Raw genomic sequence first — 13,071 nt, forward strand, 5'->3', positions numbered from 1 at the left:
TACCGCTCATCGGGAAAGGAGAAATAGAGATGATGAGACCCTCACGCCTAACCGAATTCGTGAATCGGATTACGGCTGAACAATTGCAGGTCGCCTCTGTGCGGGTTCGTCAAGGCGGGGAGTTGATTGGAAAATGGGATCAGAAAGGAGACAGCCGGCGCCTGCAGCACTCAATCAGCAAATCGTTCACGTGCATGGCCGTCGGTCTCGCCATCGAGGAAGGCAAGCTGGCCTTGGACACGACGCTGGGAGATTTTTTCCCGCAGTACGCTCATATGCATACGGAGCCCAATCCCCTGCTTCGCCCCGCAGGCATCAAACTGAGCGAGCTGCTCCGCATGTCTTCCGGGCATGACTCTCCCCCGCTCTGGGCAGAGGAACGAGCTTCCCTGCAGGAAAAGGACTGGGTTCGCTACTACATGTCGCTGCCTCTAGATAGAGTGCCAGGTGAGCGATTCACATACAGCAGTGGTGATACCTTCATGATATCGGCAATGGTGCAAGCAGCTGTCGGACTGACGGTGCACGACTACTTGCGCCCAAGGCTGTTCGAGCCACTTGGGATTACGAAAGAGACGTGGGATACCTCGCCGCTCGGCGTAACGCTTGGCTGTGCCGGGCTTGCACTTACGAACGAAGAACTGAGCCGCTTTGGTCAGTTGCTTCTGCAGCAGGGAATGTGGAACGGGTCACAGCTTGTCCCTGCCGATTGGATTCGGCTTGCAACGAGTAAGCAGATCGACAATGAAGGCAGCTTTGACTGGTGCCAGGGCTACGGCTATCAATTCTGGATGTGCTCCCATAATGCCTATCGCGCTGATGGCGCATATGGACAGTTCTGTATTATCATGCCCGATAAGGGTGCCGTGATCGCTATCAACAGTCAGGAAGATCGGCTGCAGGACATTTTGGATGCGGTGTGGGCAAAGATTTGGCCGTTATTATAGCAAAATTGCCTCTCCATAAAAAAGCTCCCACAAACGACTATATTCGTTCGCGGGAGCTTGTCTTTATACCAACATTTCTTTGATATTGGAAATTGGCATCATGAATGGGATACCGTTGCTTCGCTCACGTTCTCCACTTTCGTTTTGCGTGTGAACAAGCGCTTCATCCAGTTCGAGAAATCATCCATATACGTGTACATGACTGGCACCAGCAGCAGCGTGAAGATGGTTGAGCAGGAAAGTCCGAATATAACGACTACCGCCAACGGTGCCTGCATTTCCGCCCCTTCCCCGATGCCGAGTGCAAGCGGCAGCAAGCCGAGCACCGTTGTTAACGTCGTCATGAAGATCGGGCGAATCCGGCTCGGCGCACCTTGCATGATTGCCTCATGACGATCTAATCCGCTACGGCGTTGGATGTTAATGTAATCCACCAATATGATCGCGTTGTTTACGACGATTCCGGCGAGCATAATGACACCGATTATCGCCGTTACGCTCAGCGGTGTGCCCGTAATGAACAATCCACCAATAACCCCAATGAACGTCGTAGGCATCGCAAACATAATTATGAACGGATACAGAAGCGATTCGAATTGAACCGCCATGACGATATAGACGAGGAAGATGGAGAATACGAGTGCAATTCCAAGATCCCCGAACGCTTCCACCATATCTTCACTCGCTCCGCCCATGGAGTACGAATACCCTTCTGGGAAGTTCATTTTCTTCAACGATTGTTCAATATCCTTCGATATGCTGCCCAGATCTCTGCCCGCAATATCAGCCATAACATTAATTTGACGCTGTTGATTCTCGCGCTGAATCATGACAGGCCCTTGGAGCTGATTGAATTTCGCAACAGCAGATAGCGGAATTAACTGGCCATTCTGAGATTGAATCGTTAAGGCATTCAATGCAGCGATACTGTTGCGCTCCTCCTCTGGCATAATGACTTTCACATTATACTCATTGCCGTCTTCTCGATATTGCGTAGCCGTCTGCCCATTCATGGCAAGCGAAATCTCGCTCAATATTTGTTGATACGAGATGCCATAGGAAGCCGCCAAGCTGCGATCGACGATAATGTTCAACTCCGCATTACCTTCCGCGGCGGATGACTCTGCATTGTATACCCCTTGCACGTCAGAGATCATCCACACCACTTGATTCGCCACTTCCTCCAATATCTGTTGATCTTGGCCGTTCAACTTGATCTGGATCGGAGCGCCTGCACTAAGGCCTGACTCCTGTGCAGACACGGTAATGTCTGCCCCTGCAATATTGCCTGTCGCATCCGTTAATTTCTGCATCAGTTCCTTGGTCTTCATATCCCGCTCCGAAGCCCGAACCAATTGAATGGTGAACGTAGCGGAATTTGTTCCGCCTCCGCCGAATCCTCCACCGCCGCCAATCGATTGGGAAGCCGTCTCGATGATGCCCTCATAAGGCCTGAGCAGTGCTGCCACTTCGTCAGCGGTCTTCTTCGTCTCCTCCAGACTTGTGCCGCTAGGCGTCTGAACCCTGATCTGAATTTGCCCTTGATCCCCGCCAGGCATAAATTCCATGCCGATGAACGGTACGAGGAAGAAACTCCCTACTAGTAAAGCAATCGTGGCAAACACCGTCGTTTTGCGATGTCCGAGCGCCCATTTCAATATCTTTTTATATCCTGCAACAAACCCGCCGAAGAAGCGCAAATACCAGCCCTTCTTCTCCTGCTGCATGATCTTCTTCTCGGATACGATTTTCGATGCCAGCATCGGAATGAGTGTAATCGCCACGACGAGCGATGCAATAAGCGAGAAGCACACCGTCAGTGCGAGTGGCCGGAAGATATCGGCAGTCAAGCCTTGAATGAACACGATCGGCAGGAACACGACGAGTGTTGTCATTGTTGAGGCGATAACCGCAGAAGCGAGCTCAGATGCCCCCTTCACGGCAGCCTCCTTCATGGACATGCCCTGCTGCCTGTAGGTAAAGATATTTTCCAATATAACGATAGAGTTATCGACCATCATCCCGATGCCGAGCGCAAGCCCGCCCATCGAAATGATATTGAGCGTCTGCCCCGTAAAATACATGAGCGTAAACGTCGAAATAATCGCAATCGGCATGGACAGCGCAATAACGAAGGTCGAGCGTACACTGCGCAAGAAGAGCAACAGGATCACGACGGCCAATGCGCCGCCGCTCAACATATTGCCGATGACGCTATCAATGGATTGACGAATGAAGGTCGATGTATCTGACACTTTTTTTAATTCAATGCTTTGCGGCAATACGTCCTTCATCTTGCTAAGTCCCTTGTCGATGTTATCCGCAACCGCAACGGTATTCGCATCCGATTGCTTCTGCACCGACAGGACAAGAGCAGGGCTGCCATCTACTAGCGTCAGCGAGGTTTGCTTCTTGAACGTATCCTTGACAACAGCTACGTCACTGACCTGTATTTGTCCTCCACGCGGCAAATGAATGATAGTCTGCTTGATTTCATCTACGGAGCTGTATTCGCCCTTCACGCGGATTTGCAGCTCCTGCACGCCTTTCGGCACAGAGCCCGCTGCCTGAGATTTATTCTCTGCATTGATCGCCTGTACGACTTGAGCTGGCGTAATACCGTATCGCGACAAGCTTGCACGATTGAGCTCAACGAGAATTTCTCGCGTTTTGCCCCCAGCAACAGATACAGATGCAACCCCACGTTCTCGTTCCAAGGTTGGAATTATGGTCTTGTCTGCATATTCTTGAAGCTTCTCTGGAGCTGCGCCAGTTAAGCCAAGCGTAATGATCGGCATCTGGTTCGGGTCGAAACGAAGCACGGTCGGATCATTGGCATCGTCGGGAAGCATCCCCTTCACTTGATCGACCTTCTCCCGGACATCGATCAGGGCGTTATCCATATTCGTGCCGGTCTTGAATTGCAACATGACCAGCGAGGAATTCGCCTGTGATTGAGACGACAGCGTGTTAATCCCTTGAATCGTGCTGAGAGAAGACTCCAACGGTCTGGAGATCAGCTTCTCAATTTCTTCTGGAGCAGCCCCTTGATAGGAGGTTGCGACCACTGCAATCGGCACATCGATTTTCGGGAAAAGGTCGATAGCAAGACTCCGCAGACTGAATAAACCCAGTGCCAGAATCGCCAGCACGAGCATCATTACGCCGATAGGACGCTTAACGGAGACATCGATTACTTTCACGTTAGCGTGCCCCCTCGACAATTTTGACTTTATTGCCGTTTGTCAGTGTCAGTTGTCCTTTGACAACAACCTGATCGTTCGGCTGAAGCTTGCCCTTCACCGCCGTCAGCTTGGACTGCGCCTCAAGCACTTCTACCGCTTCCTCGACAGCTTGTCCATCGCGAATGACGAATACGTGCGAAGCGCCATTTTTCTCGACGATTGCTTCTGTCGGCACGAGCAAAGCATCCTTTAGCACTTGCTGATCAACCAAGAATTTGGCCGTCATACCTGGCTTAATCTCGTCCTTCTTGTTCTCTGCCTGTGTTTCCAGTGCGTAAAATCCTGATTCGTTCGCAACAGGCGATAAAAAGGTAATGCGCGCATTGATGGTTTTGCCTAGATCCGGCAGCTCCACCTTGACTTCCTTCCGATTTTGCAGAAGCAGCATCTGGTTCGCACTCACATTCGCCGTGAACTTGATCGGATTGGTTGACACGATCGTGAACAACGGCGAAGTGCCTGCCGCAAGCTCCCCTTGCTCCGCCGCTACACGCACCACCTGACCACTGATCGGCGCCTTGATGGATGCGTCTGCTTTACGGTTGTTCGCTTGCTGAATACGGAGCTCTGCCTGTTCGATACTGCGCTTCGCCTGATCCAATTCAAGCTCGGACGCCTGAGCATTGTGCAGCGTTTTATATTGATCCTGCGCTTGTTCCAAGCCTAGCTGCTCCAAGCGGAGCTGAATGTCGAGATCGTCCGCCTTTACGCTTGCCAAAGTGGCGCCTTTGCTGACAGTATCACCCTTCTTCACATGCACACTTTTCAGTTCTCCACTCAGCTTCGGAATCACCTCGACAGACCGGCTTGCACTCGCCGATCCAATCATTTCATTGGTCTGATTCAGTGCCCCCTTCTGCACGGCTGCCACCTGAACAGGCGTCTCCTTCTCCTGTGCCCCCTGCATTGGCTGTTCTTCCTCTAGGCTTCCACATCCCGTCGCGGCTCCGAGCATAAGCAAAATACTGCCCGTAATCAGCCAACGTCTTCTCACTGCCATTACTGTCCCACTCCCCTTTTGTCTATATTTATGAAATAATCCCTTTAGCATTTCAACGCAGCCTTTTTACTAAAGTTCTGCTTAATAGGTTTAGACGTAAAATATCAGCTGCTCCCCTTAATGATAACACGAAAATGAATAACGGGTCATTCAGTAGAATGGATAAACATGTGAAGATTACGTGATGTTGATTTGTCATACGATATCTCTATGACTCCATTATCAGAATCGTTTTCTCGATAACATAGGAAACTTTCACTAGCTCCCTTACCATGAGCCGTAAACAAGAAATTGAATAGATCACACAAAAACCTCGCCTCCGGCAAGGAAGCGAGGCCTGACCTTCCTATTTCTGCTGAAGCTGCGAGGCGAGCGTCTTTATCGGATCAATTGGTCGGTTCGCATCATATGGATAGCGATTCAATACTTGCAGCATCAGTTGGCGCAGCTTCTCATTGCCGTTTACCTTCGGCAGAAGGTTTTCCACCATTTCAATTAAACGCTTGTACTCCGGAATTTGCCCTGGCGAGTATACCTCGAACTCGAAGAACGAGTTGCCGAAGACGGTTGCCCGCTTTACACCTTGGAACTTCACATATCTAGCTTGCGTTGTATCAAATTCAAGAATGTCTAATGTACCCTTGGAATCAAGGACTCCGCCTTCTCCGGAAATGTTGCGCCAGTTTGCTTTGTCATTTGAAACCAAAATTTGATATTTTTCTGCATATGCACCTTGCCACTTAATCACAATCTTATTGATGTCCTTGTCCTCTCCCAAATCAACGAGGAACCAGGCATCATCCACATACTTGCTTGACCAGCGTGTGGACTCATTTCCATCCACGGCCTTATCAGAAGAATAATACGGGAACTCTGGCTCAGAAGATTCTGTCGCCTTATTTAGCGCCAAATTTTCCGTGCTGAGCAGTTCGATCGCTTTGTTGTAGATGACCACATTATCCAAGGTGCCCTTGAATGCGTTGGTCTCGCTGCCGATGCGAAGCGACGGCAAGACGAGCGTGTGCATTTTCGGATACTGCATTTCCAGACGTTCGACATACTCATCAATATTGACGAACAGCGATACACCCTTGTCATCGCCCTTCAACAAAATATGTGTCCACTTGTCCTCTGGAACGACATAATTGAACGTACTGTTATAATGTTCTTTACTAAACCCAAGCTTGCCTGTCTTGCCTTGCTTCAATTTCAGCGCACCAACAGGCGATTCCATCAACACAGCATCTTCTGGATTGTCCTTGTCAGGCTTGATCCACATCGATGCAGTCCAACCGAACCCAATCGCATCGACCGGTGTCTCGATGTAGCTCTTTCCTCCGTTGAAGCGCGCCCCCTGCTCATACTTGCCTTCCGCAATATCCACATTAACTGCCTTGCCATCAAAGCCATTGCCAGAACTATCTTTGAATTCTTGCTCAAACAGGTATTCCATAACAAGATTATCTGGATTCCCCACGGTAATTTTGTGAGAACGATCGGCATTCGGTGCATCGCCGATCACCTTCGTACGATTGTTAAATTGCGCGAAAGACTTATCATCACGCGTTCCCGTCCACATCTTCTCTGCCACTACCTGTATGCCTGGCAGCAATCGAATATGCGCATCGTCCATCGACAAGCCATTCGCTTCCGATACGTCATTCCACATGGAGAACATGCCGCCCTTTACACGCGGATGTCCAAGCGGCAGCGTCGTATTCTCCCATTTGTTCGGCTCCCATTCATCATACAGAAATTGTGAATTCAAATAGTTGCCGTAAAGGGTAGGCACGATGTACATGTATACATTCTGAGAGTTGATGACATCATAGCCGAGATCCACCGCCTGCTGCGGCGCGCCGTATGGCTCATACCAGATGCCCATCGTTGCCTCGTTGCTGATTGGCGTCGTTCCGTTATATTGCGTCAAGCCACCCCACATGTGCGGATGCTTCCCCTTGCTGTTAATATGCTTCACGAGCGTATCCATGTACCATCGGAACCGCTCAATATCCGATCCCCAATATTCGTCCGTACCGATATGCACTTCCGGCCCAACGAAGGTCGGATCACTTCCATCCAAGTACTCATTGAATAAGTTCTTGATGAATTCAACTGTTTCCGGCTTAGAGATATCCAAGTGGGAGTCATCTCCAAGCGCCGAATTGTAGGTCGTGAATGCGCGAGAATGTCCTGGCGTGTCGATTTCCGGTACAATATTGATGCCGTAGTCCATGCCCATGAGCTGCAAATCCTTGAATTCCTGCTTCGTATAATAGCCGCTGCCGCTTGCAAGCCCCGGATACGTCGCGCTTTCCAAGCGATAGGCTGCACGCGTGCCATCTGCGAACGGTTCACCAACATCATCATTCAAATGAATTTGGAACATATTCATCTTGTACCAGGACAACAGTTTCACATAATCCTGAAGGAAATCAATCGTGAAAAATTTGCGTGCTACGTCAATCATGAGTCCGCGCTTCTCATACTTTGGATAATCCCTTGCTTCCCCGCGCGGAATCGTGTGATCCTCATGCTGCTTCATAATTTGCAGCGCCGTTCGTGTGCCGTAAAATGCCCCTGTTGCCGATGAAGAGGTAATCGATACGTACTCGGCTACCTTGAACACATTGCCCTCATTTCCGAGCAAAGACAAGGATGGGTCAATAGCCAAATAAATGTCGCCTGCTTGCGGCTGTCCTACTGCCACTTCTAGCGTATAGCCTATCATATCCAGCAGGTCATCGCGAGTAATCTCCGCCGCTTTGCGCAACTGTGATTCATCCTTCGGATTAACGACAATCCGCGAAGATGCAGTTAATGTATAATTTCCTGAATCCCCATACCATTCGCGCAGAGAAGGAATCACTTCCGGCTCAGCATTGCGATCCGGCGTCTGCTTATGCAAGCCCGGAACGATTACAGGTACACTACCTGACAGCAGCTTCCGATCTGGATTGTTCTGCTCCTCCACTTGGATAATCAAATTCACCTTGGCATCTACAAGCGGTGTATGGATGTTGCCATCGCGATCAATGACCGGAAGTCTGTCGCTGCCAAATACGCTCACATTGTATCCTTCGGGCACTCCTGCAGCGGTCCAGTCAAGCTTCGTCTGTCCGGCCCGTACGGTTAGCGCAGCCGTCACCTTATCAATGACCGATTGCAGATCAGACAATTGATACACCTCAAATTCATAGAAAGAATAGCCGTACAGTATACCTTCAACAGGCGCGCGCTTGACGCCCTGGAACTTCACATAACGTGCTTCGCGGACAGGAAAATCAACGATTTCCACACCGCCCTTGCATGGAATAATGCCGTCATTTTCTTTCACATTCGTCCATGTCTTGGCATCATCCGATACAAAAATCTTGTATGTATCAGCCGGAGTTTGCCAACGGATAACCACTCGATCGAACGATTTCTTCTCACCTAAATCTACATAAAACCATTGTTCATCTTCTTTTGCTGAAGACCATCTTGTATTCCCTTTACCGTCTACAGCCAGCTCAGATCCTAAATAATCCACTTCATTGCCAGAGGAAAACGCCGGCTTATGCAGCGCTAGATTCGTTCCGCTAAATGTAGCAGCTGCGAGAAGGCGGGCGGCTTCCTCATTTGCATCCCCATTTGGATCTGGAATGATATTGCCATCCTTATCATAAACGACATCAGTTACACTGGGTGGAGTACCATCCGCCTTATCTGGTACGGATATAACAGGGCCATCCGTTTTATATTCCACTTTCACGCCATCCTGCTCATTTGATTGAGCAAGCGCCTTGGCAGGCTGAACTACTGTAAGTGCAGAAGTCAAGACAACCATCAAACTGAGCAGCATAGAAATCGCTTTCAAATAAATGGATCGTTTCATTATTTCCCTCCATCTCTTCTCGTTATCAAAAATGTATGTTCGCTTTTTCCTCATCCCTCCACTCAACTGCGCTCTGCTTCGTAAACGCTTACTTTAATCTTGCCTCTCCATCATATTACAAAAAAATGCAATCAGAAAGGGGAAAAATTCCAAATGCATCTCTTTTTTGAATTTTTTCTCCAACATGTATCATTTCATACGCTGCCGGGATGCTTTTAACGCTTGGGCAAATCGCGCTATCCCTAAGTCAATTTCATCCTCATGCGGTCTTGCATACGTAAACCGGACATACCCGGCTTTTGAGCCGTAAACCGTTCCGGGATAATATAATACCCCTTGCTTTACGCTTTCTTCTAGCAATAATGTATCATGGAATGGGGGGTTCACTTTACACCATAAGTGCAGCCCTCCTTGCGGAAGCGAATACGCCACCTCCCCCGGAAGTTCGCGCTGCAAAGCATCGATAAGCAAATTCCGCTTCTTGAGAAGCTCCTGCCGCAGCCGCACCAAGTGCTGGTCAAAATAAGCTTCTGACAGCAAGCGTGCAGCGATTCGCTGTGGCAGCACACTCATCCCGAAGTCGATTTGCTGACGTTCAGCAGCAAGCCGAGTGATGACTGACTGCGGGGCAACCATCCAACCAATCCGCAGGCCAGAGGCTACAATTTTGGATAATGAACCAATGTAAATGACGGTATTATTCGTATCTAGCGATTTAAGTGTCGGCGGCGGATTACCTGTAAAGGAGGTCAGGCTGAACGGATCATCCTCCACTATCGGAATGCCTAAGCTGCCGCAAATCTCAAGCAACTGTTCCCGTCTAGAAGGATCAAGCACACGGCCCGTTGGATTATGATAATTCGGATTCACAAATATCATCCGTATGTTGTTCTCCCGATACAAGGACAATATCCCATCCGGACATATCCCCTTCTCATCTACAGGCAGCCGAAACAAGCGCAAGCCAGCCGCGTGGAACATAGGCAGAGAATTATAGTAGGAAGGATCCTCAATCGCAATCGCATCCCCTGGCTGAAGCAAACGGTGGGTGATTAAATACAGCGATTGATGAGATCCTGACGTAACCAAAATCGATGATTCCGTCGTTCGAATCCCGCGGTAATGATGCAAAAAGGAGGACAAAACCTCCCGCAGCGGCATATAGCCCTGCGAATGGTCATAACTCATATCCTCGTGCAGCGGATGCTCGCTCAAAAGCATCCGCATTTCTTCATTTGGCGACAAATCGGGGGACAGTTCCCCGCTGGCAAAGTCAATGCAGCTGCTGCCCGAATCCAATGCGGAACGAATAATTTGTGAGTACAGCGGATCAGGCTGGACCACCTTGCATCCATCTAAATACTGATGCCAATCTGGCGTTTGCTGAGAACCCGTTCCCCACATCGACTTACTTACTCGGGTACCGCTGCCGACCATGCTTTCGATAATGCCTGCAGCACGCAGCTCCTCATAGGCTTGAACGACAGTGCTTCGGTTCACATGTATTTGCTCGGCAAATATATGTACGTTGTACATCGGTGGACAACAATACTCACAATGCTGTAACAGCACGGTTTTTGGGGCTTTTGCTATAGACAAGGTTGGACAACGTGATCCGATGTTTGACATCATTTTTGTGGGTAGTTTGTGGGTAATGTGGGCAAAGAGAAAGCCCCGGAGCATTTTCCGGGGCTTTTAATCGTCAGGGACGTGCCTCATTAAATCGGCAGGTTGACACTCAAGAGCATCACAAATCTTATCAAGTACATCAACGGGTATGTGCTTGATTGTTCCGACTGCAAATGCTGAAATGGTGGGCGGTCTTATGCCTGTTTTCTCTGCAAGTTCTTTTTGGGTCATCTCGCGCTTGGCAAGCATAACCTTAAGGTCGAACTTAATCATGATATCACCTCTCACCACATTATATACGATAAACGTATCGCATTAATACTATTATCGTAAATATTTTTATATTAAATACGTTTTTCGTATTGTTTTATTACGTTATTCGTAGTATAATAAGAGTATAGAAAGGAGGTGAACACAGACATGAGTAAGAAAAAGAAAAAGACTCCGGCACCACCGCCAGAGTCAGAAAAGAAAGGCGACCGAATTCAGGTTCGCGAATGGGTCTTGCTTCTCACGGCCTTAGCCCAACTCGTGACCGCGGTCATCTCCCTCTTAAAGTAAGAGGAAGCTACTCGCCCCTACGGGGGCGGGTGGTGATTCGGTCGCCTTACTCAAGTATAACACAATCAAACACAATAAATGAAAGGACAGATGTGCGATGAGAAAAGTCGATAAAATGGATGTAGCGATCGGGATTATGATGCTATCTCTCGCTATCAATATCATCACCCTGTTCAAATGAGCCGCACGTGGGGGCTGCTGCCCCCTTTCTCGAAACTCGAAAGTGTCCGGGACTTCGTTAATCTTTTCCATGCTAAACGTCTTGAACCGGCTTATTCTGGCTGGGACGTTGATGTCATTTTCGTCCTGACTGTATCTTGGGCTAAATGTATCCTTGATGACAGATACATTGACGACAGTCAGAAGGTCCAACGATTGAAGAATCTTTTGGCTGCATCGTCGCAAGTAATCGAATAGAAATAATTGTAGGAGGGGCTTTTGCCCCTCTATATTTGTGTAGGAATATTTGATGAAGACTTATGGGGAATTACTGCTAATTAACAAAGAGCTGCAGGGATGCTTTCCCATACAGCTCTTTGTGTGCACTATTGCACATTTCCATTATACACCAGAATGAATTACTTTTGAATAGTCACCTTTCGTAGTATCCCATCCCATCCAGTTACGCGGTAACCCATTGCCTCTGCTACCTCACGGACAGGCGCTATGGCTCGTTCATTTACTACCTGTGTCCCAACAATCTTCTTTCCGTTTACTGTCGCTATTTTCTTGATGTTGTCCCATACAAGTTTAGCACCTAATGCTTCGGCCATGTCTCGTATCGGCACTGTGACAAGCCCGTTCAGAAATGTACCCTCGGCAATTTTCTTGCCGTTAAGCTCTACTGTAGCTTTTTCAACCTTGCCCATTTGATCGTATTTATCTAGCTTGTGCTGCTCTATTAGATCAATAAGCAATTTGGGATACTCAGGTGAAGTTGCGTATTCTGCTTTCCATACCTCAACGCATGCAGTTTTGTAATCCGCATTGAGAACCTTATGGTATCTCTTTGGGTCGTCCGTTGTTCCGTTTACAAGTAACTTGGAATGATCCTCAATGCTCTCAGCCCAGTTGTGATACACCCTGAAATTAGCAAGTATTTGATACGATGTTCCGTCCGGACGGTATTCGGTTGTCGGCATCTTTACGCTTCCAGCCGGTCCACTTCCCTTTACACCGAATAGGTTGTTTGCTTTTACCGTCAGTCCACTACCTCCCCACCCGCTTTCGAGTGCAGCTTGCGCAATCGTCAAGGAGGCCGGTACGCCTGTTTTCTTCATATCCTCCACGGCCGCAGGTGCGATCTTTGCAATGAAATCTGTTGGCTTCATCTTGCTTGTCCCCTTTCCCTGTTCTAAGTATTTGGATAGATAAGTATCTGGATCGGTATGGCTACCGAATCCATATGATGGCGTGGCCTTTGTCCGTACTTCATAGTGAAGGTGTGATCCCTTTCCATTAGAAGCGCCATTACCGTTTGTTCTGCCTGTGTTTCCTTGCTTACCTATCTCCTGCCCAGCCTTCACGCGTTGCCCTACGGATACGCTACAACTATTTAAATGGGCATAGCAGTGTAACGCGCCGTGCTCGTCCTTTATGGCTACCACAACACCAAAACCGCCGAACCCCGTACCTGATTGACCTTCTCGGGCATGGACAACCTCGCCGGCCATAAACGCAAAAATAGGCGCTTTATGCGCCTTTACAAGATCGATACCGGTATGTTCTGCTGTTTTGCCATTAATGGGATCTCGTCGACTCCCGAATGGACTTGTTACGGTGAAACCATAATCGCTCCATTTAACCATTCTT

At 48.7% G+C, this 13,071-nt stretch carries 8 protein-coding genes; 2 read left to right on the forward strand and 6 right to left on the reverse strand.

Annotated elements, in window-relative coordinates; genetic code table 11:
• Window positions 1–29: 29 nt before the first annotated feature.
• Window positions 30–947: a serine hydrolase domain-containing protein gene (locus PAV_RS30020; RefSeq protein WP_005552224.1), complete on the forward strand. Its 918-nt coding sequence runs from the start codon at window positions 30–32 to the stop codon at window positions 945–947.
• A 98-nt stretch (window positions 948–1,045) separates the two neighbouring features.
• Here the strand turns inward: PAV_RS30020 and PAV_RS30025 are convergent, their stop codons facing one another.
• The 5 genes from PAV_RS30025 to PAV_RS30045 all read right to left on the reverse strand — a co-directional run bounded on the left by PAV_RS30025 (window position 1,046) and on the right by PAV_RS30045 (window position 10,971).
• Window positions 1,046–4,150, reverse strand: a complete 3,105-nt coding sequence (locus PAV_RS30025) for an efflux RND transporter permease subunit (protein ID WP_005552226.1) — start codon at window positions 4,148–4,150, stop codon at window positions 1,046–1,048.
• A 1-nt stretch (window position 4,151) separates the two neighbouring features.
• Window positions 4,152–5,192, reverse strand: a complete 1,041-nt coding sequence (locus PAV_RS30030; protein ID WP_005552228.1) for an efflux RND transporter periplasmic adaptor subunit — start codon at window positions 5,190–5,192, stop codon at window positions 4,152–4,154.
• Window positions 5,193–5,538: 346 nt separating this feature from the next.
• Window positions 5,539–9,069: a discoidin domain-containing protein gene (locus tag PAV_RS30035; protein ID WP_005552229.1), complete on the reverse strand. Its 3,531-nt coding sequence runs from the start codon at window positions 9,067–9,069 to the stop codon at window positions 5,539–5,541.
• A gap of 189 nt (window positions 9,070–9,258) precedes the next feature.
• Window positions 9,259–10,569: an aminotransferase-like domain-containing protein gene (locus PAV_RS30040; protein WP_338010923.1), complete on the reverse strand. Its 1,311-nt coding sequence runs from the start codon at window positions 10,567–10,569 to the stop codon at window positions 9,259–9,261.
• Window positions 10,570–10,764: 195 nt separating this feature from the next.
• Window positions 10,765–10,971 (reverse strand): helix-turn-helix domain-containing protein, encoded by a 207-nt coding sequence (locus tag PAV_RS30045; protein WP_005552231.1) that lies wholly within the window; start codon window positions 10,969–10,971, stop codon window positions 10,765–10,767.
• 147 nt (window positions 10,972–11,118) lie between these two features.
• Here PAV_RS30045 and PAV_RS35480 point away from each other — a divergent pair, with 147 nt between their 5' ends.
• Window positions 11,119–11,259 carry a hypothetical protein gene (locus PAV_RS35480; protein ID WP_005552232.1) on the forward strand — a complete coding sequence of 47 codons (141 nt, stop codon included), beginning with the start codon at window positions 11,119–11,121 and terminating at the stop codon, window positions 11,257–11,259.
• 578 nt (window positions 11,260–11,837) lie between these two features.
• Here PAV_RS35480 and PAV_RS37445 read toward each other — a convergent pair.
• Window positions 11,838–13,071: glucosaminidase domain-containing protein (locus PAV_RS37445; protein WP_338010924.1), on the reverse strand; the 1,234-nt coding region annotated here is incomplete at its 5' end.

This window comes from Paenibacillus alvei DSM 29 (assembly GCF_000293805.1).
Lineage (GTDB): Bacteria > Bacillota > Bacilli > Paenibacillales > Paenibacillaceae > Paenibacillus_B > Paenibacillus_B alvei.